At 72.3% G+C, this 22,436-nt stretch carries 20 protein-coding genes, 1 pseudogene and 1 riboswitch; of the genes and pseudogenes, 16 read left to right on the forward strand and 5 right to left on the reverse strand.

All coding sequences use genetic code 11. From position 1 onward, the window contains the following. The first annotated feature begins 8 nt into the window (after positions 1 to 8). The 7 genes from lepB to ACFYMO_RS14595 all read left to right on the forward strand — a co-directional run bounded on the left by lepB (position 9) and on the right by ACFYMO_RS14595 (position 6,576). Positions 9 to 746, forward strand: a complete 738-nt coding sequence (gene lepB, locus ACFYMO_RS14565) for a signal peptidase I (protein ID WP_366770185.1) — start codon at positions 9 to 11, stop codon at positions 744 to 746. A gap of 39 nt (positions 747 to 785) precedes the next feature. Continuing rightward, positions 786 to 1,109 (forward strand): DUF2469 domain-containing protein, encoded by a 324-nt coding sequence (locus ACFYMO_RS14570; RefSeq protein WP_019355837.1) that lies wholly within the window; start codon positions 786 to 788, stop codon positions 1,107 to 1,109. A 352-nt stretch (positions 1,110 to 1,461) separates the two neighbouring features. Beyond that, a complete protein-coding gene (locus ACFYMO_RS14575; protein ID WP_366770184.1) occupies positions 1,462 to 1,863 on the forward strand; it encodes a YraN family protein in 402 nt (133 codons plus the stop codon). Further along, complete coding sequence (locus ACFYMO_RS14580; protein WP_366770182.1) at positions 1,863 to 3,476, forward strand: YifB family Mg chelatase-like AAA ATPase; 1,614 nt, start codon at positions 1,863 to 1,865, stop codon at positions 3,474 to 3,476. The genes ACFYMO_RS14575 and ACFYMO_RS14580 overlap by 1 nt, the downstream gene beginning before the upstream one ends. Further along, positions 3,473 to 4,789: a DNA-processing protein DprA gene (gene dprA, locus ACFYMO_RS14585; protein ID WP_366770181.1), complete on the forward strand. Its 1,317-nt coding sequence runs from the start codon at positions 3,473 to 3,475 to the stop codon at positions 4,787 to 4,789. Before ACFYMO_RS14580 ends, dprA begins: the two co-directional genes overlap by 4 nt. A 295-nt stretch (positions 4,790 to 5,084) precedes the next feature. Further along, a complete protein-coding gene (gene whiG, locus ACFYMO_RS14590) occupies positions 5,085 to 5,936 on the forward strand; it encodes an RNA polymerase sigma factor WhiG (RefSeq protein WP_388546493.1) in 852 nt (283 codons plus the stop codon). Between the two features lie 100 nt (positions 5,937 to 6,036). Next, positions 6,037 to 6,576, forward strand: a complete 540-nt coding sequence (locus tag ACFYMO_RS14595) for a helix-turn-helix domain-containing protein (protein WP_366770316.1) — start codon at positions 6,037 to 6,039, stop codon at positions 6,574 to 6,576. Positions 6,577 to 6,961: 385 nt separating this feature from the next. On the opposite strand, the pseudogene ACFYMO_RS14600 reads toward ACFYMO_RS14595, so the two are convergent. Continuing rightward, positions 6,962 to 7,603, reverse strand: a pseudogene (locus tag ACFYMO_RS14600) (peptidoglycan DD-metalloendopeptidase family protein); the annotation flags it as partial. 503 nt (positions 7,604 to 8,106) lie between these two features. Here ACFYMO_RS14600 and rpsB point away from each other — a divergent pair. The 9 genes from rpsB to ACFYMO_RS14645 all read left to right on the forward strand — a co-directional run bounded on the left by rpsB (position 8,107) and on the right by ACFYMO_RS14645 (position 18,423). Further along, a complete protein-coding gene (gene rpsB / locus ACFYMO_RS14605) occupies positions 8,107 to 9,024 on the forward strand; it encodes a 30S ribosomal protein S2 (protein WP_366770179.1) in 918 nt (305 codons plus the stop codon). A gap of 147 nt (positions 9,025 to 9,171) precedes the next feature. Continuing rightward, positions 9,172 to 10,008 (forward strand): translation elongation factor Ts, encoded by an 837-nt coding sequence (gene tsf, locus ACFYMO_RS14610; protein WP_366770178.1) that lies wholly within the window; start codon positions 9,172 to 9,174, stop codon positions 10,006 to 10,008. Positions 10,009 to 10,204: 196 nt separating this feature from the next. After that, positions 10,205 to 10,960 carry a UMP kinase gene (gene pyrH, locus ACFYMO_RS14615; RefSeq protein ID WP_366770177.1) on the forward strand — a complete coding sequence of 252 codons (756 nt, stop codon included), beginning with the start codon at positions 10,205 to 10,207 and terminating at the stop codon, positions 10,958 to 10,960. A 259-nt stretch (positions 10,961 to 11,219) separates the two neighbouring features. Next, positions 11,220 to 11,777, forward strand: a complete 558-nt coding sequence (frr, locus tag ACFYMO_RS14620) for a ribosome recycling factor (RefSeq protein WP_366770176.1) — start codon at positions 11,220 to 11,222, stop codon at positions 11,775 to 11,777. A gap of 38 nt (positions 11,778 to 11,815) precedes the next feature. Then, positions 11,816 to 12,997: a phosphatidate cytidylyltransferase gene (locus tag ACFYMO_RS14625; protein WP_388546497.1), complete on the forward strand. Its 1,182-nt coding sequence runs from the start codon at positions 11,816 to 11,818 to the stop codon at positions 12,995 to 12,997. A 209-nt stretch (positions 12,998 to 13,206) separates the two neighbouring features. Next, positions 13,207 to 14,313, forward strand: coding sequence for a 23S rRNA (adenine(2503)-C(2))-methyltransferase RlmN (gene rlmN / locus ACFYMO_RS14630; protein WP_366774894.1), 1,107 nt, complete (start codon positions 13,207 to 13,209; stop codon positions 14,311 to 14,313). A 51-nt stretch (positions 14,314 to 14,364) separates the two neighbouring features. Then, positions 14,365 to 14,481: riboswitch (TPP riboswitch) on the forward strand. Further along, positions 14,477 to 15,553 (forward strand): thiamine ABC transporter substrate-binding protein, encoded by a 1,077-nt coding sequence (locus ACFYMO_RS14635; RefSeq protein ID WP_366774893.1) that lies wholly within the window; start codon positions 14,477 to 14,479, stop codon positions 15,551 to 15,553. It overlaps the preceding riboswitch by 5 nt. A 140-nt stretch (positions 15,554 to 15,693) precedes the next feature. After that, the gene (locus ACFYMO_RS14640; protein WP_388546599.1) at positions 15,694 to 17,304 is read left to right on the forward strand and encodes an ABC transporter permease; all 1,611 of its coding nucleotides are present in this window, start codon (positions 15,694 to 15,696) and stop codon (positions 17,302 to 17,304) included. Then, the gene (locus ACFYMO_RS14645; RefSeq protein WP_388546501.1) at positions 17,305 to 18,423 is read left to right on the forward strand and encodes an ABC transporter ATP-binding protein; all 1,119 of its coding nucleotides are present in this window, start codon (positions 17,305 to 17,307) and stop codon (positions 18,421 to 18,423) included. 12 nt (positions 18,424 to 18,435) lie between these two features. Here the strand turns inward: ACFYMO_RS14645 and ACFYMO_RS14650 are convergent, their stop codons facing one another. From ACFYMO_RS14650 to ACFYMO_RS14665, 4 genes are all read right to left on the reverse strand, one after another. Continuing rightward, positions 18,436 to 19,674: a hypothetical protein gene (locus ACFYMO_RS14650; protein WP_366774891.1), complete on the reverse strand. Its 1,239-nt coding sequence runs from the start codon at positions 19,672 to 19,674 to the stop codon at positions 18,436 to 18,438. After that, complete coding sequence (locus ACFYMO_RS14655; protein WP_366774890.1) at positions 19,656 to 20,435, reverse strand: ATP-binding cassette domain-containing protein; 780 nt, start codon at positions 20,433 to 20,435, stop codon at positions 19,656 to 19,658. The genes ACFYMO_RS14650 and ACFYMO_RS14655 overlap by 19 nt, the downstream gene beginning before the upstream one ends. A 140-nt stretch (positions 20,436 to 20,575) precedes the next feature. After that, entirely contained in the window at positions 20,576 to 21,955 is a 1,380-nt protein-coding gene (locus ACFYMO_RS14660; RefSeq protein ID WP_388546505.1) for an aspartate aminotransferase family protein, read from the reverse strand. Further along, on the reverse strand, positions 21,940 to 22,428 hold the full coding sequence (locus ACFYMO_RS14665) for an Lrp/AsnC family transcriptional regulator (protein WP_086022648.1): 489 nt from the start codon (positions 22,426 to 22,428) through the stop codon (positions 21,940 to 21,942). Before ACFYMO_RS14665 ends, ACFYMO_RS14660 begins: the two co-directional genes overlap by 16 nt. Between the last annotated feature and the right edge of the window lie 8 nt (positions 22,429 to 22,436).

Raw genomic sequence — 22,436 nt, forward strand, 5'->3', positions numbered from 1 at the left:
GTACGGAAGTGAGCAAGGCAGAACGTACCGACGAGGGCCGCCGCCGCCTGGGTGACCGAATCTCCGGAGTGGCTGTGGCCCTCGGGTGTGTGCTCTTCCTCGGCGGCTTCGTCTGGGGCGCCGTGCTCTACAAGCCCTACACGGTGCCCACCGACTCCATGGACCCCACGGTGCAGGCCGGCGCCCGGGTGCTGGCCGAGCGGGTGGACGGCGACGAGGTGCGGCGGGGCGACGTCGTCGTCTTCCAGGACTCGGTATGGGGCACCGTGCCCATGGTCAAGCGGGTCGTGGGCGTCGGCGGGGACAAAGTCGCGTGCTGCGACCGGGAGGGCCGGCTCACTGTCGACGGCCGGCCCGTCGACGAGCCGTACCTCCATGCCCGGGGTGACGACTCGCAGCGGGCCTTCGAAGCCACCCGGGTGCCCGCGGGGAAGCTCTTCCTGCTGGGGGACAACCGGCAGGCCTCCCTCGACTCCCGGGTGCATCTGGAGGACGCCGACCACGGTGCCGTGCCGCGTTCCGCCGTCCAGGCCCGGGTCGCTGCCATAGCCTGGCCCAGCAGCGCGGCCGGAATGCTTCCGGAGCCGAGCGGCTTCGCCGACATGCCCGGCGGAACCTCCGATCGCGGGCCGCTCCCGCTGGCGCTGACCGCCGTGCTCGTGGGGGCCGTCCTGGTGCTGGGCGGGGCGGCGTACGGACCGCTCGCGCGGCGTCGCGCGACTTCGGCCCGACGCCGCGCGGGGTGACGCACAATAGGGGGACGCACGGCTGAAGGGGAACATGCCATGAGCGCCGAGGACCTCGAGAAGTACGAGACCGAGATGGAGCTCAAGCTCTACAGGGAGTACAGAGACGTCGTCGGACTGTTCAAATACGTGATCGAAACCGACCGGCGCTTCTACCTCACCAACGACTACGAGATGCAGGTTCACTCGGTGCAGGGTGAGGTCTTCTTCGAGGTGTCGATGGCGGATGCCTGGGTCTGGGACATGTACAGACCGGCCCGGTTCGTCAAGCAGGTACGCGTCCTGACGTTCAAGGACGTGAACATCGAGGAGCTCAACAAGAGCGAACTCGATCTTCCGGAGGACTCCGGCTTCAAGAGCTGAACCGCCGCGTGCCCCCGCAGCACAGCGGCCCGGCGACGCGTCTTGGCGTTCCATGACGTCCCCGTGGCACCGGGTTCGGTGCCACGGGGACGCTCTGCTGAGGACTCAGCTGAAGGCCCTGCTGAAGACTCACTCGAGCAGGTGACGGAGATATCCACAATCGCCAGGTTCTCCACAGAGAACGAGCAAGATCCCCGAACTGCCTCAGCAGCCGTCACAGTCGGTGTCCGGAGGTGGTGCCGTGATGAACACCGGCGAGACACACAGCGGAGCTGACACCGCGCATTCCCGTACCCGGCGGACGGCCGGGGACCGTCCGGGCGGTCCGAGCGCGCGGGGAGGCCCGGATCCCGTGCGGCGTGACGCCCAGCGGAGGGCTGCCTGCGCGCGGGGCGCCCTGGGCCGGTACGGAGAGGACCTGGCGGCGCGCCGGTTGCGCGAAGCGGGCATGGCGGTCCTGGAACGCAACTGGCGCTGCGCCGAGGGCGAGATCGACATCGTCGCGCGGGATGCCGACGCCGTCGTGATCTGCGAGGTCAAGACCCGCAGGGCCGTCCCGTTCCAGACTCCCATGGGCAGCCTGCCACCGGTGCGGACGGCCCGGCTGCGGCGGCTGGCGGGCCGCTGGCTCACCGAGCGCTGGATCGCGCGCTACGGGCGCCCGCCCACCGGCGGAGTGCGCCTCGACCTCGTCGGCATCGTCCTCCCCGGCCGGGGCGCGCCCGTGGTGGAGCACATCCGGGGGATCGGCTGATGGCCTTCGCCCGTACCTGCGCGGTCGCGCTCGTGGGGGTCGAGGGTGTGCTGGTCGAGGTCCAGGCCGATCTGGAACCGGGCGTCGCGGCCTTCACCCTGGTGGGACTCCCAGACAAGAGCCTCACCGAGAGCCGGGACCGGGTCCGGGCCGCGGTGGTGAACTCCGGGGTGCCCTGGCCGCAGAAGAAGCTCACCGTCGGCCTCAGCCCCGCCTCGGTACCCAAGGGCGGCAGCGGCTTCGACATCGCCGTCGCCTGCGCCGTCCTCGCCGCGGCTGAACGCCTCGACCCGCGCCAGACCGCCGAGGTCGTGATGATCGGGGAACTGGGTCTCGACGGCCGGGTGCTGCCGGTCCGCGGAGTCCTCCCCGCCGTGCTCGCCGCCGCCGACGCGGGGTACCGGCAGGTGGTCGTGGCCGAGCAGAACGCGGCGGAGGCCGCGCTGGTCCCCGACGTCTCCGTGCTCGGGGTGCGCAGCCTGCGCCGACTCATCGCCGTGCTGGCCGACGAGCCGGTCCCCGAGGAACCGGACGGCACCGACGGAGGACCGCCCGGCGCCGCCCGCGCCGGGCTCACCGGACTCCCCTCGGCCCCGGGACTCACCGGCCTGCTCGGCGAAGAGCGACCCGTGGACCTCGCCGACGTGGCGGGGCAGCACCGTGCCCGGCGAGCCCTGGAGATCTCCGCCGCAGGCCGGCACCACCTCTACTTCAAGGGCCCGCCCGGCGCCGGGAAGACGATGCTGGCAGAGCGGCTGCCCGGCCTGCTGCCTCCGCTCAGCAGAAAGGAGTCGCTCGAGGTCACCGCCGTGCACTCGGTCGCGGGCGCCCTGCCCGGTGGCCAACCGCTGGTCGCCAGACCGCCCTACTGCGCCCCGCACCACTCGGCGACCATGGCCGCGCTCGTCGGCGGCGGCTCCGGCCTGCCCCGTCCCGGCGCGGTCTCCCTCGCCCACAATGGAGTACTTTTTCTGGACGAAGCAGCTGAATGCGGGTCACAGGTCCTGGATGCTCTGCGGCAGCCGCTGGAGTCGGGGCACGTCGTAGTGGCCCGGGCCGCCGGGATGATGCGGATGCCGGCCCGCTTCCTGCTGGCGCTGGCCGCCAACCCGTGTCCCTGCGGGCGGCACGGCAGCACCGGCGGCGGATGCGAGTGCAGGCCCTCCGCGGTACGTCGCTACCGGGCACGGCTCTCCGGGCCACTGCTGGACCGCGTCGACCTGCGGGTCGCCGTGGCGCCGCTGGCCCGCTCCGAGTTGGCCGCGGTGGACGGCCGCGCGGAGTCCACCCGCGTGGTGGCGGCCCGGGTCCGGGAAGCGCGGGAGCGCGCCGCGATGCGGTACGCGGAGACGCCATGGCAGACCAACAGCGAGGTCCCCGGGCACGAGTTGCGCACCCGCCATCCAGCGCTGCCCGGAGCGCTCGCCGACGCCGAGGACGATCTGGAGCGCGGACTGCTCACCGCGCGCGGCCTCGACCGGGTGCTGCGGGTCGCCTGGACCGTCGCCGACCTCGCGGGACACCCCCGGCCCACCCGTGACGACGTGCACGCCGCCCTGGAGCTGAGGACCGGCATCTGCCGGGGCTCCCCGACCGCGGAGGTACCCGTATGACCGCCGAGCACCCGCAGCCGGGAACAAAGCGCGCCGGCCCCGGTGGCACCCCGCCCCCGCCACCGGCCGTCCCGGAAGACGGGCAGCCCGCCGGGCCGGACTGCCGCGCGACGCCCCACGCGGCCGGAACGGCCTCCCGGGGAGCCACCGGGCAGCCCGGTCCGGCCCGGTCGGGGCAGGCGCCCGAGGAGTCCGAGCGCCTCGCACGGGCGGCCCTCACCCGCATCGCGGAGCCGGGCGACGAACTCGTCGGAAGATGGCTGGCCGCGCACGGAGCATGCACAATCGTGACAGCGCTGAACGGGAGCGGGCCGGCCCTCGACGGTACGGGAGAGCGGCGATGGGCGGGGCTGAAGCTGCGGGCCGCCCGGGCGCGGCCGCACGCGGATCTGGCTGCCATCGCAGCGGGCGGCGGCCGATTCGTCTGCCCGGGGGACTCCGAATGGCCCCGCCAGCTGGACGACTTGGGCCACGCCGCACCGTTCGGGCTGTGGCTGAGGGGCGAGCCCTCCCTCCGGTTGTGGGCGCTGCGCTCGGTGGCCGTCGTCGGCGCCCGCGCGTGTACCGAGTACGGCGCGCACTGCGCCGCCGCGCTCGGTGCGGGACTCGCCGAACGCGGATGGACCGTGGTGTCGGGTGCCGCCTATGGCGTCGACGCCGCTGCTCATCGCGGGGCTCTTGCCGCCCGGGGACCTACCGCGGGGGTTCTGGCCTGCGGCGCCGATGTCGCCTACCCGCCGGGCAACCAGGAGTTGATCCGCGCGGTGGGTGAGCGCGGTCTGCTGATCGCGGAGCTGCCGCCCGGGGACCACCCCACCCGCAGCAGATTCGTGCTGCGGAACCGGGTGATCGCCGCGCTCACCCGCGGAACGGTCGTGGTGGAGGCGGCCCTGCGCAGCGGAGCGCTGGTCACGGCCCGCCGCGCCCTGGTACTGGGACGGCAACTGATGGGCGTGCCCGGCCCGGTCACCTCCGGGCTGTCCCAGGGTGTCCACGAACTCCTGCGCGGCGAGGCCACCGTGGTCACCGACGCCGACGAAGTGATCGAACAGGTCGGGATGGTCGGTGAGCTGGCTCCCGAGCGCCGGGCGCCGGCCGTGCCGAGGGACGCGTTGAGTCCCGGCGCGGCGCGGGTCCTGGAGGCGCTCCCCGGCCGGGGAACGGGCGAGCTCGCCCGGATCGCGTGTTCCGCGGGTGTCCCACCGGGTGAGGTGCTGGCACGCCTCCACGAACTGCGGGCGCTGGGCTTCGTCGAACGAGCCGGTGAATGCTGGCAGTTGACCGCGCTGGGCAAGGGACACCCCATCGGGTGATGAGGCGGTCCTTGACCTGGGGCTATCGGGTGAAAGGGTGAGCTGTGCGCGCTCGCCGGGGCGGTGCGGGTCCCGCAGGGCAGGCCACCCCGGCCCCGTGCCCGGTAATCCGGGCCGCGCCCGTCTCCAGCACCGCCGGACAACCGCGGAAGGGAGCATGCCGGCGCGGGGAGGAAAACAGGGCGTCGCTTACCGCAATGCTCCGGTCACGCTACGCTCACATCATCTCGCAACCAGACCCACGCTTCCGGACCGACAGACCACCACTACCCAGCAGAACGGCTCAAGGCGACGTATGCCTCAGCACATCTCCGGGCCCGACCGCACCGCAGCGGCCGCCGCAGCCGCGCGCATCGTGGTCGACGACGATACGCCCAGGACTGCGCCCAGCTCGCTGGATGAACTCTGGCGGTCCTACAAGGCCACAGCGGACAGTGGGCTGCGCGAACAGCTCATCCTGCACTATTCGCCACTGGTCAAGTACGTCGCGGGCAGGGTCAGCGTCGGCCTGCCGTCCAATGTCGAGCAGGCCGACTTCGTGTCCTCCGGGGTCTTCGGACTCATCGACGCCATCGAGAAGTTCGACCCCTCCCGGTCCATCAAGTTCGAGACCTACGCCATCACCCGCATCCGGGGCGCGATGATCGACGAACTGCGGGCGCTGGACTGGATCCCCCGGTCGGTGCGGCAGAAGGCCCGCGCCGTGGAGCGTGCCTACGCCACGCTCGAGGCCCGGCTCCGGCGCAGCCCCTCCGAGTCGGAAGTCGCCGAGGAGATGGGCATCGAGACGGAGGAACTGCACGGCGTCTTCAGCCAGTTGTCCCTGGCCAACGTGGTGGCTCTGGAAGAGCTGCTGCACGTCGGAGGCGACGGCGGCGACCGGCTGAGTCTGGTGGACACGCTGGAGGACACGGCGGCCGACAACCCCGTCGAGGTCGCCGAGGACCGGGAGCTGCGGCGGCTTCTGGCGCGGGCCATCAACACCCTCCCCGAACGGGAGAAGACGGTGGTGACCCTCTACTACTACGAAGGTCTCACCCTCGCCGAGATCGGCCAGGTGCTCGGGGTGACGGAGAGCAGAGTCAGCCAGATCCACACCAAATCGGTTCTGCAACTCCGTGCCAAGCTCGCCGACGCGGGGCGCTGAACCAGCCGGTCGCGCGGGACCCGTGCAACTTTCGACCGTCCCTCCGTAAGCTGGGGACGTGCCCAGGATTCGAGCGGCCTCCGTGGCCGAGCACCGGACGATGCAGCGCGCGGCCCTGCTGGACGCCGCCAGGTCACTGCTGTCCGAGGGCGGTACGGAAGCCCTGACCTTCCCCGCCCTCGCGCAGCGCACCGGCTTGGCTCGCTCCTCCGTCTACGAGTACTTCCGCTCCCGCGCCGCCGTCGTCGAAGAGCTGTGCGCTGCCGACTTCCCGGTGTGGGCAGCCGAGGTCGAGTCGGCCATGCAAGCCGCACCGACGCCCGAGGGCAAGGTCGAGGCATACGTCCGCAGGCAGTTGGCCCTGGTCGGGGACCGCCGCCACCGTGCCGTCGTCGCGATCTCCGCGGGCGAACTGGACGCGGGGGCGCGCGAGCGGATCCGCGCCGCACACGGCGGGCTGATCTCGATGATCGTCGAGACGCTCGGCGAGCTCGGCCACGCCCAGCCCCGTCTCCTCGCCGTGCTGCTGCAGGGCGTCGTGGACGCGGGGGTGCGCCGTGTCGAGCTCGGAGCGGCCGAGGACCCGGAGCAGATCGCCGAGGCCGCCGTCTCCATGGCGCTGCACGGCGTCCGGGGCTGACCGCGGACAGGCCCTCGGCGGCGGCCGGACGTGCCGCCTTCCGGCAGCGGGCCGATCGGCCGCCACCGCCCGCGGGACGTGGCGTGGCCCCGGGGCCGCCGTTCAGCCGCCGGTGCGCCCACAGCGCGCCCAATGCGAGAGCCGAGGCGCCGAGTCCTGCGGCCGGGCCGCCTCCGCCTGCCGCGGCAGCCTGCGGCACCCGGCCCGCTCCGCTGTCCGCCGTCTTCCGCCGCTGCGGTGTGCTGTCCTCGCCCGGCACCGGCACCCCGCGGACCGGCAGCAGCCGGGAGGGTCCGCCCAGGAGCGCGGAGGGCAGCAGGGAGAGCGGGTCGAGGTAGTGCTTGCCCCGCAGCAGCCCCCAGTGCAGGCAGGTGCGTGGGCAGTGAGTGCCGCGCAGGAGCGTGCCCACGCGCTGGCCTGCCCGCACCCGCTCGCCCTTGCGCACGGAGGGCCGCACCGGCTGGTACGTCGTCCGCAGCGGAGGCCGTCCCGAGCCGCTGAGCTGGATGGACACCACCCACCGTCCCGCGACCCGGCCGGCGAACGACACCCGGCCCGTCGCCACCGCGCGTACCGGCTGCCCGGCACCGGAGGCGAGGTCGACCCCGCGGTGGCCGGCCGCCCATGGTTCCGGCGGTGGATCCCAGCCGCGCAGCACCCACGGCCGCCGGGCCCCGCTTCTTCCCCGGACCGGCCAGACCCGCCCGGCCGCCGGGAGATCCGCTTCCCGGCCCGGGGGATCGCCGTCCCCGGAGGCGTGGCTCGGCGCGCTCCCCACTCTGGTGGGCTCATGGGTGTCCTCGGCCGCGGACAGCTCCACCGGGTGGGCCGCGGCGGGTGCGGGCGCCGTGCCCACGTGGGGAAGGGAGCTCAGCCAGACCAGCAGTCCCAGCAGCACGACGGCTCGCTCCGCCGCACACGCGGCGGAGCGAGCCGCTCTCCGCTGCCGCGGAGCGCGGGAACGGGAAGGCCGGGAGGTGGGGAGAGCGCGGCGCGAGGGGTCGCCCGGGGAGGGACGCTGTTCCATGGGAGAACGGTGGCCCGGTTCGCCGTCGCGCGGGGATCATGGTCCGGAGCTGTGGACAACCGGCTGGCTGTGGACAGCTCCGTCACCCGGACGAGGGGATCCGGGCCGTACAGGAGATGAGGGGATCCGGCGGCACGGGAGCGGCTGCGATGCCGTTCCACGCTCGTCAGCGTGCGAGGGGCCCGGTCCGGGCGGCATTCGGCTTCCGCACGGACTCCGCTCCCCGCACCCCCGCGGAGTTCCGGTGCCCGGGGCCCGCGGTGCGGCTCCCGCCCCCGGCGGGCGCGGTGCCCCTCCGCGGTCCCGTACACTGCTGATGCGGCCCGGGTGACCGGGCTGACTTCGCACGCCCCGCCACCCTCACCCGGTGGCCGCGCATCTCGGTCCCAGGAACGGTCCCGGTCTCCACACCGGAACCCCCCGGGCGGCGCGTCGGGGGCGTCAGGCAAGCGGAGGCGTCCGGCCTCCGCTGACGACAACCGAGTACACCAAGGAGAACGGCCATGGCCGTCGTCACGATGCGGGAGCTGCTGGAGAGCGGCGTCCACTTCGGGCACCAGACCCGCCGCTGGAACCCGAAGATGAAGCGCTTCATCTTCACCGAGCGCAACGGCATCTACATCATCGACCTGCTCCAGTCGCTGTCCTACATCGACCGCGCCTACGAGTTCGTCAAGGAGACCGTCGCCCACGGCGGCTCCATCATGTTCGTCGGCACCAAGAAGCAGGCCCAGGAGGCCATCGCCGAGCAGGCCACCCGCGTGGGCATGCCCTACGTGAACCAGCGCTGGCTCGGCGGCATGCTCACCAACTTCTCGACGGTCTACAAGCGGCTGCAGCGCCTCAAGGAGCTGGAGCAGATCGACTTCGAGGACGTGGCCGCCTCCGGCCTCACCAAGAAGGAGCTGCTGGTCCTCTCCCGCGAGAAGGCCAAGCTGGAGAAGACCCTCGGTGGTATCCGCGAGATGCAGAAGGTGCCCAGCGCCGTCTGGATCGTGGACACCAAGAAGGAGCACATCGCCGTCGGCGAGGCGCGCAAGCTGAACATCCCGGTGGTGGCGATCCTCGACACCAACTGCGACCCCGACGAGGTCGACTACAAGATCCCGGGCAACGACGACGCGATCCGCTCCGTCACCCTGCTGACCCGCGTGATCGCCGACGCCGTGGCCGAGGGGCTCATCGCCCGTTCGTCCGGCGGTTCCGGCGAGGGCAAGGCTGAGAAGGCCGCCGGTGAGCCGCTGGCCGAGTGGGAGCGCGACCTCCTCGAGGGCGAGAAGGCCACCGAGAAGCCCGCCGAGGCCGAGAAGCCCGCCGAGGCCGAGGCCGAGGTCGAGGCCGAAGCGCAGCCCGCCGCCGAGGCTGCCGGCACCGCCGCCGAGGGCGAGCAGGCGGCGGCCCCCGCCGAGCAGCAGGGCTGACCCACGGCCCACGTGGAGGACGTGGGCTCGCAGGTCCGCGGTGGGACGGCGGGGGCCGGGTGCCCCCGCCGTCCAGCCGTGAGCTGAGCCGGTCCCGTGTGACTCCGAACCAACCTCACCGACTTTCCGAGAAGAGATTCACAGACCATGGCGAACTACACCGCCGCCGACGTCAAGAAGCTCCGGGAGCTGACCGGCGCCGGCATGATGGACTGCAAGAAGGCGCTGGACGAGGCCGAGGGCAACGTCGACAAGGCTGTCGAGGTGCTGCGCGTCAAGGGCCAGAAGGGCGTGGCCAAGCGCGAGAGCCGCACGGCCGAGAACGGCGCGGTCATCACCCGCATCGCCGCCGACAACGCCACCGGTGTGCTGGTCGAGCTGAAGTGTGAGACGGACTTCGTCGCCAAGGGGGACAAGTTCCTCGCCGCCGCCGAGGCCATCGCCGCGCACATCGAGGCCACCTCCCCGGCCGACATCGACGCGCTGCTCGCCTCCGAGATCGAGTCCGGCAAGACCGTCCAGGCGTACGTCGACGAGGCCAACGCCGGCCTCGGCGAGAAGATCGTGCTGGACCGCTTCGCGCAGTTCTCCGGCGCCTTCGTCGGCTCCTACCTGCACCGCACCAGCCCGGACCTGCCCCCGCAGGTCGGCGTGCTGGTCGAGCTGGACGCCGCGAACGAGGAGATCGCCAAGGACGTCGCGCAGCACATCGCCGCCTTCGCCCCGGCCTACCTGACCCGCGAGGACATCCCGGAGGAGACGGTCGCCAACGAGCGCCGCATCGCCGAGGAGACCGCCCGCGAGGAGGGCAAGCCCGAGGCCGCCCTGCCGAAGATCATCGAAGGCCGCGTCAACGGCTTCTTCAAGGAGAACACCCTCCTGGACCAGCCCTTCGCCAAGGACAACAAGAAGTCCGTGCAGAAGGTCCTGGAAGAGGCCGGTGTCTCGCTGAAGCGCTTCGCCCGCTTCCGCGTCGGCGCCTGAGGACCCGTTCCCGACGCACCCCGCAGGCCGGTTCTACTCGCTCGGGGGTGGGGCACACCGGGTAGCGCGCACGGAGCCGGCACGGGCCCGATAAGGTCGGGCACAGGGCAGTTGTGACGAGGAGGCCATTGCCGCAGAGGGAACCGCGAGGATCCGACGGCAATGGCCTCTTTCGTATGTGCACGAGGAGATCTCCATGAGCAGCAATGACACCGACAACGACGGCGACGGCCGACGGCGCTTCCTGCTGAAGCTCTCCGGCGAGGCGTTCGCCGGTGGCGGCGGACTCGGTGTCGATCCCGACGTCGTGCACAAGATGGCCCGGGAGATCGCCTCGGTGGTCCAGGACGGGGCTGAGATGGCCGTCGTCATCGGCGGCGGCAATTTCTTCCGGGGCGCCGAGCTCCAGCAGCGCGGCATGGACCGCGCGCGCTCGGACTACATGGGCATGCTCGGCACCGTGATGAACTGCCTGGCACTCCAGGACTTCCTGGAGAAGGAGGGCATCGACTCGCGGGTGCAGACCGCCATCACGATGGGGCAGGTCGCCGAGCCCTACATCCCGCTCCGCGCCATCCGGCACCTGGAGAAGGGCCGCGTCGTCATCTTCGGCGCCGGTATGGGGATGCCCTACTTCTCCACCGACACCACGGCGGCCCAGCGTGCTCTGGAGATCAACGCCGAGGTGATGCTCATGGGCAAGAACGGCGTGGACGGCGTCTACGATTCCGACCCGGCGCGCAACCCCGCGGCGGTGAAGTTCGACGCGCTCGAGTACGGCGAGGTCATCACCCGTGATCTCAAGGTCGCCGACATGACCGCGATCACGCTCTGCAGGGACAACAAGCTGCCGATCCTCGTCTTCGAGCTGCTGGCCGAAGGCAATATCGGCCGCGCCGTCAAGGGTGAGAAGATCGGCACCCTGGTCAGCAACCAGGGCACCCGGCCCTGACCGGCTCCGACCCCGGGCCCGGCACCGGCCCCGCCGGCGGATCCGCGGGTCCGGCCGGGCGACCGGCCGCCGGCCGGGAGGTGCCGACGGCAACACCGTCGCGCCGGAACGGCCCGGTACGGGGATGGACAACAGCCTGCCGGTCGGACACCGTGCAGGCAGCAGAGCATCGCGGGGGCCGGGGCGGCCCGCGGGGCGGCCGTCAGCTCACAGCCCCGGATGAAGCAGTCAGGCTCATTCATCGAACCAGGAGCACGTGGTGATCGAAGAGACCCTCCTCGAAGCCGAGGAAAAGATGGAGAAGGCGGTCGTCGTCGCCAAGGAGGACTTCGCCGCTATCCGCACCGGCCGTGCGCACCCGGCGATGTTCAACAAGATCGTGGCCGAGTACTACGGCACGATGACGCCGATCAACCAGCTCGCGTCGTTCTCCGTACCGGAGCCCCGGATGGCGGTGGTCACCCCGTTCGACAAGAGCTCGCTGCGCAACATCGAACAGGCCATCCGCGACTCGGACCTGGGCGTCAACCCGTCGAACGACGGCCATATCATCCGGGTGACATTCCCCGAGCTCACCGAAGAGCGCCGCCGGGAGTACATCAAGGTCGCCAAGACCAAGGGCGAGGACGCCAAGATCTCCATCCGGAGCATCCGGCGCAAGGCCAAGGAGGCCATGGACAAGGCCATCAAGGACGGCGAGGTCGGTGAGGACGAGGGCCGCAGGGGCGAGAAGGAACTCGACGACACCACCTCCAAGTACGTTGCACAGGTGGACGAGCTGCTCAAGCACAAGGAGTCCGAGCTGCTCGAAGTCTGAGCCCACCGTCCAAGGTCCGAGGTCGAAGGCTGCTATCTGTGAACGACTCATCCTGGGGAGCGCCGCAACCGGATGCGGGCTACTGGGGCCCTCCCGAGCAGGGGTCCGCCGCTCCCGCGGCGATGCCCCGCCCGGGCGATGGTCCGGTGTCCGCCCACGACGTGAGCGTCCCCGTGCACGATGTGGGCGGTGACGCGTCGCAGACTCGGCGTATGCCCATTGCACCCGACCCCGGGAGCCACGGTGACGCCGGAGACGGCCGTGCCGGTCGGCCCGGCCCCGATGGCCCCGGACCCACAGACCCCGCCAGTCCCTCCGGCAGCGCGCAGCGCGGCCAGGACGGGCCGGAACCGCCGCACACCCCCAGGCAGCCCGAAGCACCCGCAGTCGCGGAAGGCGGCAGGAAGCGCGCCGGGCGCGACCTGCCCGCGGCGATAGGGGTCGGTCTGGGCCTCGGCGTCGTCATCCTCGCCGCGCTGTTCCTCTACAAGCCGGCCTTCCTCGGCGTCATCGTGCTGGCGGTCGTCGTCGGACTCTGGGAACTGACCTCGCGGCTGCGGGAGCGCAAGGAGATCCAGGTCCCGCTGGTGCCGCTGGCGCTCGGCGGTGCGGCCATGACGGTCGCCGGCTACCTGCGGGGCGCGGAGGGCGCCTGGATCGCCATGGCGCTCACGGCGCTGGCCGTGCTGGCCTGGCGCATGACGCAGTCAGCGGCCGACTACCTGCGGGATGTGACTGCGGCCCTCTTCGCCGCCATCTACGTGCCCTTCCTCGCCACTTTCGTCGCCCTGATGCTGGCGGCGGACGACGGACCCTGGCGGGTGCTGACGTTCCTGATCCTCACCGTGGTCAGCGACACCGGCGCCTACGCGGTGGGCTGGCGGTTCGGGCGGCACAAGCTGGCCCCCCGGATCAGCCCCGGGAAGACCCGGGAGGGACTGGTCGGCGCGGTGGCCTTCGCCATGGCGGCGGGCGCCCTGTGCACGCAGTTCCTGATCGACGACGGGCGCTGGTGGCAGGGCCTGCTGCTGGGGCTCGCGGTCGCGGTCAGCGCCACCCTGGGCGATCTGGGCGAGTCGATGATGAAGCGCGACCTGGGTATCAAGGACATGGGAACCCTGTTGCCCGGGCACGGCGGCATCATGGACCGGCTCGACTCGCTGCTGCCGACCGCGCCGGTCGTCTGGCTGCTGCTGGTGGTCTTCGTCGGCGCGGGCTGAGCCCGCCCCGCCCGATCCGGACCGCGTGGCGGCAGGGCCCCGGGGCCCTCGGCTTCTTTCGCCGGCCCCCGGCCTCCACCGCCCCCGCACCCTGCGGGGGTGGTCCTCGGGCACGGCGGGGCCGACCGACGGGGGCGGACGACCGGGGACTGCCGCCCTGCCCGGCTGATCAGCGGCCCGCCAAAATGATCTGCGACACTGGTACGGCTATGCCTGCACCCGGAGAACTCACGTTCGTCGCCCCGCGCGGCGCCAAGAAGCCGCCCCGCCATCTTGCCGACCTCGCTCCCGAGGAGCGCCGTGCGGCGGTCGCGGATCTCGGCGAGAAGCCCTTCCGTGCCAAGCAGCTCTCGCAGCACTACTTCGCGCGGCTGGCCCACGACCCGCAGCAGTGGACCGACATCCCGGCCGCTGCCCGCGAGAAGCTGGCGTCCGGGCTGCTGCCCGACCTGATGAGTGTGGTGCGGCACATCAGCTGCGACGACGACGCCACACGCAAGACGCTGTGGCGGCTGCACGACGGGACGCTCGTGGAGTCCGTCCTGATGCGGTACCCGGACCGGGTCACCATGTGCATCAGCTCGCAGGCGGGCTGCGGGATGAACTGCCCGTTCTGCGCCACGGGCCAGGCCGGTCTGGACCGGAATCTGAGCACCGCGGAGATCGTCCACCAGATCGTCGACGGGATGCGGGCCCTGCGGGACGGCGAGGTGCCCGGCGGGCCGGCGCGGCTGTCGAACATCGTCTTCATGGGGATGGGCGAGCCGCTGGCCAACTACAAGCGGGTGGTCGGCGCCATCCGGCGGCTGACCGACCCCGAGCCGGACGGCCTCGGACTGTCCCAGCGGGGTATCACCGTCTCCACGGTCGGGCTCGTGCCCGCGATGCTGCGATTCGCCGACGAGGGTTTCACATGCCGGCTGGCGCTCTCGCTGCACGCGCCCGACGACGAACTGCGGGACACTCTGGTGCCGGTCAACACCCGGTGGAAGGTACGCGAGGTGCTCGACGCCGCCTGGGAGTACGCGGCCAGGTCCGGGCGCCGGGTCTCCATCGAGTACGCGTTGATCAAGGACATCAACGACCAGGCGTGGCGTGCCGATCTGCTGGGCCGGCTGCTCAAGGGCAAGCGGGTGCACGTCAATCTCATCCCGCTCAACCCGACGCCCGGCTCCAAGTGGACCGCCTCGCGGCCCGAGGACGAGGCCGCGTTCGTGCGGACGCTGGAGTCGCACGGTGTACCCGTGACCGTACGGGACACCCGGGGTCAGGAGATCGACGGTGCGTGCGGCCAGCTCGCGGCAACCGAACGCTGACGCCTGACTGGTAGTGTTCGAACGGGTCGCCCGGTGCGGCCCGCACAACCGAACAGCCGACAGGGGAGCGCTCACAGCGCTGAGAGTGCGGCCGTACGCCCCGTACGTGCCGCAGACCCTCGAACCTCGCCCGGGTCATGCCGGGTAGGAAGTCGATGCACTGATGAAGAAGCACGCACGGCGGGCTGCCGCCGCAACCACCGCTGTCCTCACCCTCGCAGTTCTGGCCACGGCATGCGGCGGCTCGGACGACAGCGCGGACTCCAAGACGGTCACTCTCGTCACCCACGACTCGTTCGCCGTCTCGAAGCCCGTGCTGAAGGATTTCGAGAAGCGCAGCGGCTACAAGGTCGAGGTGCTGCGCGGCGGCGACGCGGGTGCCGCCGTGAACCAGGCGGTGCTCAACAAGGGCAACCCGCAGGGCGACGTCTTCTTCGGAGTCGACAACACGCTCCTCTCCCGCCCGCTGGACAAGGACGTCTTCGCCCCCTACGAGGCCGAGGGCCTCTCGAAGGTGCCCGAGCGGCTGCAGGCGGATCCGGAGAAGCACCGGGTCACCCCGGTGGACACGGGCGACGTGTGCGTCAACTACGACCGCCGGTGGTTCGCCGACAAGAAGATCGACCCGCCGCGTACTCTGCAGGACCTGGCGAAGCCCCGCTACAAGGACCTGCTGGTGACCGAGGACGCCGCCAACTCCTCTCCCGGTCTGGCGTTCCTGCTGGCGAGCGTCGCCGAGTTCGGCGAGGACGGCTGGCAGGACTACTGGAAGAAGCTGCGTGCCAACGGGGCCGAGGTCGCCGGGAGCTGGGAGCAGGCCTACAACGACCGCTTCAGCGGCTCCCGCCAGGGCAAGGGCAAGGGCGACAAGCCGCTGGTCGTCTCCTACGCCTCCAGCCCGCCCGCCGAGGTCATGGGTGAGAAGAACCCGCCCGAGCAGGCGCCGACCGGCGTGGCCAAGGGAACCTGCTTCCGGCAGACCGAGTACGCCGGGCTGCTCCGCGGCGCGAAGAACACCGAGGGCGGACAGGCGCTGCTGGACTTCCTGCTCAGCAAGCGGTTCCAGGAGGACCTGCCGCTGAAGATGTTCGTCAACCCGGTCCGCGAGGACGCCCGGCTGCCGGAGTTGTTCACCAAGTACGGCGAGACCGTGGACGACCCCGCCACAGTCGCCCCGCGGAAGATCGCGGAACACCGTGAGCAGTGGATCAAGACGTGGACGTCGCTCGCCGTGAAGTAGCCGCCCGCGACGCCGTGGCCCGGGCTCTCCCGGACTCTCCGGAGGGGCCGGTGCCTCCCGGCGCCCCGGACGGCCCCACCGCGCGACCGTCCGCCGCCGCGAACCGCCGCGGCGGCGGCACGGGCGTGCGGCTCGCGCTGATGGCCGTCCCGGCGGCGTTCTTCGCGCTCTTCTTCGGCTACCCGGTGACCGCGATCGTCTTCCGGGGGCTGCACGAGGGAGGCAGCTGGCAGTCCGGCCGGATCGCCCAGGTGCTCGGCGATCCCGACATCCTCCAGGTGCTCTGGTTCACGCTGTGGCAGGCCGCGGCCTCCACCGCGCTCACTCTCGCGCTCGCCCTTCCCGGCGCCTACGTGTTCGCACGGTTCGACTTTCCCGGCAAGCGGATGCTGCGCGCCGTGGTGACGGTGCCGTTCGTGCTGCCGACAGTGGTCGTCGGCTCCGCCTTCCTCGCGCTGGCCGGGCGCGGGGGAGCGCTGGACGTCTGGTTCGGGGTACGGCTGGACACCAGCGTGTGGGCGATCCTGCTGGCGCACGTCTTCTTCAACTACGCGGTTGTCGTGCGCACCGTCGGCAGCCTGTGGTCGCAGCTCGACCCGCGCCAGGAGGAGGCCGCACGCGTCCTGGGCGCCGGCCGGTTCACCGCCTGGCGGCGGGTCACCCTGCCCGCGCTGGCGCCGTCCGTGGCGGCCGCCGCACTGATCGTCTTTCTGTTCACCTTCACCAGCTTCGGCGTCATCCAGGTCCTGGGAGGGCCGCGGTACGCCACGCTGGAGGTCGAGATCTACCGGCAGACCGCCACCCTGCTGGACCTGCCGACCGCCGCCGTGCTGACGCTCACCCAACTCGCCGCCGTCGCCGCGCTGCTGGCCGTGCACGCCTGGGCACTGCGCAAGCGGGAGAGCGCGCTCAGCCTGGTACCCGCGGAGCACACCGCCCGCCGTCCGGCAGGACCCGGCCAGTGGACGACGGTGGGCGCCGTGCTGGGGGTGATGCTCGTGCTGACGGTCGTACCGCTGCTCGTGCTGGTCCAGCGGGCACTCGACGGGCCCGACGGATACGGCCTCGCCTTCTTCCGTGCGCTGGGCGCCCGCTCCGACAGCGCGACCTTCGTCGTCGCGCCCGTCGAGGCCATCGGCAACTCACTGACCTACGCCGCCGTGGCGACAGCCATCGCGCTGGTGGTGGGCGGGCTGGCCGCCGCCGCCCTCACTCGCCGGGCCGGTCGGCTGGTGCGGGGATTCGACGCGCTGCTGATGCTCCCGCTGGGCACCTCCGCCGTCACCGTCGGTTTCGGCTTCCTCGTCGCGCTGGACGAGCCGCCGCTGGATCTGCGGTCGAGCTGGATCCTGGTGCCGCTGGCCCAGGCGCTGGTCGGCGTGCCCTTCGTCATCCGCACCATGCTGCCGGTGCTGCGTGCCGTGGACGTGCGGCTGCGCGAGACCGCGGCCGTGCTGGGCGCCTCCCCGCTGCGGGCCTGGCGGGAGGTCGACTTCCCGCTGGTGCGCCGCGCGCTGCTGGTGGCCGCCGGGTTCGCCTTCACCGTCTCGCTGGGCGAGTTCGGCGCGACCGTGTTCATCGCCCGGCCTGACGCGCCCACCCTGCCGGTCGCGGTGGCCCGGATGCTGGGGCGGGCCGGGGAGGCACACTACGGGCAGGCCATGGCCCTGAGCACGCTTCTCATGCTCGTCTGCGCGGGGGTACTGCTCGCGCTGGAGCGGGTGCGAACCGACGGCCGGAGGGAGTTGTAGATGCTGCGGCTGGACGGAGTGACCGTGAGCTTCGGCGAGCGGACCGCGCTGGACGCGGTCGACCTGGAGGTGGCCGCGCACGAGACGGTCTGCGTCCTGGGGCCCAGCGGCAGCGGCAAGTCCACCCTGCTGCGCGTCGTCGCGGGGCTGCAGGAGGTCCGCAGCGGCCGGGTGCTCCTCTCGGGGCAGGACCAGACCGGCGTGCCGCCGCACCGGCGGGGCGTCGGCCTGATGTTCCAGGACCACCAGCTCTTCCCGCAGCGCGACGTCGCCGGAAACGTCGGCTTCGGACCGCGCATGCACGGCATGAGGCGGGCCGAGGCCGACCGCCGGGTCGCCGGGCTGTTGGACCTGGTGGGGCTGCCGGGCGCGGGGCGGCGGGCGGTGACCGCGCTGTCCGGCGGCGAGCAGCAGCGTGTCGCGCTGGCCCGCGCGCTGGCCCCGGAGCCGAGGCTGCTGATGCTGGACGAGCCGCTGGGCCAGCTCGACCGCGGACTGCGCGAGCGGCTGGTCGTCGAGCTGCGCGGCCTGTTCCGCAGGCTGGGTACGACGGTGCTCGCCGTCACCCACGACCACGGGGAGGCGTTCGCGCTCGCCGACCGGGTCGTGGTGATGGAGCGCGGCCGCATCGCCCAGGCGGGCACCCCGCTGGAGGTCTGGCAGCGCCCCGCCTCCGAGTTCGTCGCCCGCTTCCTGGGATTCGACAACATCACCCCGGCCACCGTCGACGGCGGGATCGCGGACACCGTCTGGGGGGAGCTGCCCGTGCCGGACGGCACCCCGCGCGGCGGCGGCCAGGTGCTGGTGCGCCCCGGCGGTGTGCTGCTGCGGGAGCCTGGGGAGGGGCTGCGCTGCACGGTGGAGGCGCGTACGTTCCGCGGCGGGGACGCCTCCACGGTCACCGTGCTGCTGCGTCCGGATGCGGGACCGCCCCTGGAGGCGGCCTGCACGCTGCGGGACGCGCCGTGGGAGGGCGCCGAGGTGGGGGTCGTCTTCGACCCGCGGGAGGTGGTCGCCCTGGGTGCCCCGCACGGCGCACCGAAGGCACCCGGCACCCCCGCGCCGCGGGAGGCCGGCTCTGGTCATGGCTCTCCGTCCGGCTCGGGCCGGGTCCGGTAGCCGCAGGAGCGGTCAACCCGTGGGCAGTGCCGTCAACAGTCCGGCGGCCGCCACGAGCGGCGCGCACACCGCCGTGGCGGTGGCGGCCCGCAGCAGCGCCACCCCCCGGCCCAGCTGCCGCGGCGCCCCGAGGCGGTCAAGCAGCTCCCGGACGGGGGCACGGGCGCGCCGGACCCGGGCGAGCACCGCCAGCCCGGCCGCGGCAGCGCAGCATCCGGTCAGGGCAGCGGCGAGTCCCACCAGCGGACCCGGAGCGGGCAGCCCGGCCCCGGTCAGGTGGGTCCGGATGACCGCCACCAGTGCCGCCCCCACCGCGCTCAGCGCACCCAGCGGACGCCCGGCGACGGCCGCTTCGCGGACGAGTGAGCGCCCGGCCAGCAGTCGCACCGGGCCCGGACGCGCGGCCCCCAGCAGACGCCCGCTCAACGCCACCAGTCCGGGGCCGGCCACCATCAGGCCCACTCCGATGAGCGTCCACCCGGCGGCGAACGGCCAGCCCGCCACGGCCCCGGGGCGTTCTGCCGGGTTCCAGGCGCCGGTGCCGCGCGCCGCATGCGCTGCCAGCAGCAGGCCCGCCGTTCCGGCCAGCAGGCCGGAGACTGCTTGCAGGGCGCTGCGCAGCAGTCCGGCGCGGCACGAGGTGCTCGTACCGTCCCGCCGCCGGGCCGGGTCCACAGCGCGGCGGCTGTCCGCGAACCGCCCGGAGTCGGGCGGCGCGGGTGCCGCGGCGCCGGGCCGGGTACCCCAGGCGGCCGCGAGGGCGGCCACCAGCGGCAGCGCGCTCAGCAGCGTCACGGCGGCCGGGACGGGGAGCGGGGGACCCTGCAGCGGCAGCAGGGCCGGCGGGCGGGGCAGGTTCAGTACCGACAGCGAGCCGCCCGCGCTCTCGACGCCTCCCCGTACGGTCAGCAGAAGCGTCAGCGCGCTGCCCGCCAGGCCGGGTACCGCGGCGGTGCGTGCGGCCAGCAGCGGCAGCCGGGCGGGTCCAAGCCCGGCTGCGTGCAGGCCGAGCCGGGCCTCGGTCCGGGGTTCGGTGCGCCCGAGGACCGCGGCCAGGTGGGCGGTGGCGGCGAGCGGGATCAGGCACCACAGCAGCCGCGTCAGGACGGCCGCCCGGTGGCCGGGGTGCTCCAGGGCGTAGGACAGGGCGGCGAGCAGCAGCAGGCCGCCGCTCGCGGAGGCGCACAGCAGCAACAGGCGGAGCAGCAGCGCCGCTGGTGTCGCGGTGAGCGTCAGACGGAGAGTGAGCACGCTGCCGCGCCTTCCGGTCCTGCGGACACCGCGGCCGGGGCGCCGGGCGCGGGGGTGCGCGCCCGGCGGCCGTCGGTGAGGGCGACGATGCGGTCGGCGAGCGCGGCACCGGTCGCCTCCGCGGTGCGTGCCGCCTGGTCGAGTGCGAAGTCGTGCCCGGCGAGGAGGACCGTGATGCCCTGCGAGCGGGCCGCGGCGCTGAGCGCCCGCAGCACTTGGGCGCGGTCGGTCTGGTGGAGCGGTGCCGTGGGCTCGTCGGCGAAGAGCACCGTGGGGGAGTGGACCAGTGCTCGGGCCACGGCGACGCGCTGGCGCTGGGCCTGCCGGAGTGCGGGCGGCCGCTTTCCGGCGCAGTCCGCGACATCCAGCCGCTCCAGCCAGGAGCAGGCCGTGCTGCGGGCCGTGCGGTATCCGTCCCCCTGTAGCAGGAGGGGGAGCGCGGCGTTCTCCCAGGCGGTCAGTTCGGGGACGAGGCGCGGGGTGCTGTCGATCCAGCCGAAGCGGTGCAGCCGCAGCCGTTCGCGCGCTGTCCGGCCGAGGGTGTGCACGGGGGCGCTGTTGAACCACACCTCGCCCTGGTCCGGCAGTACCTGCCCGGACATGCAGCGCAGCAGTGTGGTCTTTCCGCTGCCCCGCGGCCCTGTGACGGCGAGGATCTCGCCTTCCCGGACGCCGAGCGAGACGCCTTGCAGCGCGGGTGAGCCGTCGTGGGCGTAGTGCAGTCCTCGCGCCCAGAGCACGTCGTCCGGCGGGGCGGCCATGGGGCACCTCCACTCAACATCGCGAGCCGTCATTCCCTCTGGAGGGTGAAACGAGGGGCGGGGGCATCGGTCACTGGATCGATGCCCCCGCCCCTCGTGCGGCCCTGTGCGGGTCGGGTGTCCGTGCTTCGCGGTGCGGCTCAGAGCTTCGTCCACGCCTCCGTGAGGACGGAGCGGAGGATCTGCTCGGCCTCGTCGAAGACCTTCTGGTCGGAGATCAGCGGCGGGGCGAGCTGGACGACCGGGTCGCCCCGGTCGTCGGCGCGGCAGTAGAGGCCGTTCTCGAAGAGCGCCTTGGACAGGAAGCCGTACAGGACGCGCTCGGACTCCTCCTCGGTGAACGTCTCCTTGGTGGCCTTGTCCTTGACGAGTTCGATGCCGTAGAAGAACCCGTTGCCGCGCACGTCGCCGACTATGGGCAGGTCGTGCAGCTTCTGCAGGGTGCTGAAGAAGCCGGCTTCGTTGTCGAGCACGTGCTGGTTGAGGCCCTCGCGCTCGAAGATGTCGAGGTTGGCCAGCGCGACGGCGGCGGAGACGGGGTGGCCGCCGAAGGTGTACCCGTGCAGGAACGTGCTGTCACCGTGGTAGAAGGGCTCGGCGATCCGGTCGGAGATGACCGCGGCCCCTATGGGCGAGTAGCCGGAGGTCATGCCCTTGGCGCAGGTGATGATGTCGGGTACGTAACCGAACTTGTCGCAGGCGAAGACGGTGCCCAGCCGCCCGAAGGCGCAGATCACCTCGTCCGACACGAGCAGCACGTCGTACTGGTCGCAGATCTCCCGGACCCGCTGGAAGTAGCCGGGCGGCGGCGGGAAGCAGCCGCCCGCGTTCTGGACGGGCTCCAGGAAGACCGCGGCCACGGTCTCCGGGCCCTCGAAGAGGATCTGCTGCTCGATCTGGTCGGCGGCCCAGCGGCCGAACGACTCGGGGTCGTCGCCGTGGATCGGGGCGCGGTAGATGTTGGTGTTGGGCACCTTGTGCGCGCCGGGGACCAGCGGCTCGTAGGGGGCCTTGAGCGCGGGCAGCCCGGTGATGGCCAGGGCGCCCTGCGGGGTGCCGTGGTAGGCGACGGCGCGGGAGATGACCTTGTGCTTGAGCGGGTTGCCGGTCAGCTTGTGGTACTGCTTGGCCAGCTTCCACGCCGTCTCGACGGCCTCGCCGCCGCCGGTGGTGAAGAAGACCTTGTTCAGGTCGCCCGGGGCGTGCTGCGCGAGGCGCTCGGCCAGCTCGACGGCCTTGGGGTGCGCATAGGACCAGATGGGGAAGTAGGCGAGGTCCTGGGCCTGCTTGTTGGCGGCCTCGGCCAACTCGGCGCGGCCGTGCCCCGCCTGTACGACGAACAGGCCCGCCAGACCGTCGAGGTAGCGCTTGCCGTCGGTGTCGTAGATGTAGACGCCCTCGCCGCGGGCGATCGTCGGAACCGGCGCGTTCTGGTACGACGACATGCGGGTGAAGTGCATCCACAGGTGGTCGTTGGCGGTGCGGGAGAGGTCCTTGCTCACTGTTATCGCGTTCCCCATGTGTAGGTCTGCTTGCGCAGCTTGAGGTAGACGAAGCTCTCCGTCGAGCGCACGCCCGGCAGGGTCCGGATGCGTTTGTTGATCAGTTCGAGGAGATGGTCGTCGTCGTGGCACACGATCTCGACGAGCAGATCGAACGAGCCCGCCGCGATGACGACGTAGTCGACCTCGTCGAGCCCGGCGAGCGCATCGGCGACCGGTTCGACGTCCCCGTCGACCGTGACGCCGAGCATCGCCTGGCGCATGAAGCCGACGGTGAGCGGATCGGTCACGGCGACGATCTGCATGACGCCCTGCTCCTGGAGTTTCTGGACGCGCTGCCGCACGGCCGCCTCGGAAAGCCCGACGGCTTTGCCGATGGCGGCGTACGGGCGCCGTCCGTCCTCCTGGAGCTGTTCGATGATTGCCAGGGACACGGCATCCAGGGACGAGGAGCCTGCTGTCTTCTTCGAGTCGCGAGCCACGGGTGCCACTGTGCATG

The sequence above is a fragment of the Streptomyces sp. NPDC007025 genome (assembly GCF_042869455.1).
Lineage (GTDB): Bacteria > Actinomycetota > Actinomycetes > Streptomycetales > Streptomycetaceae > Streptomyces.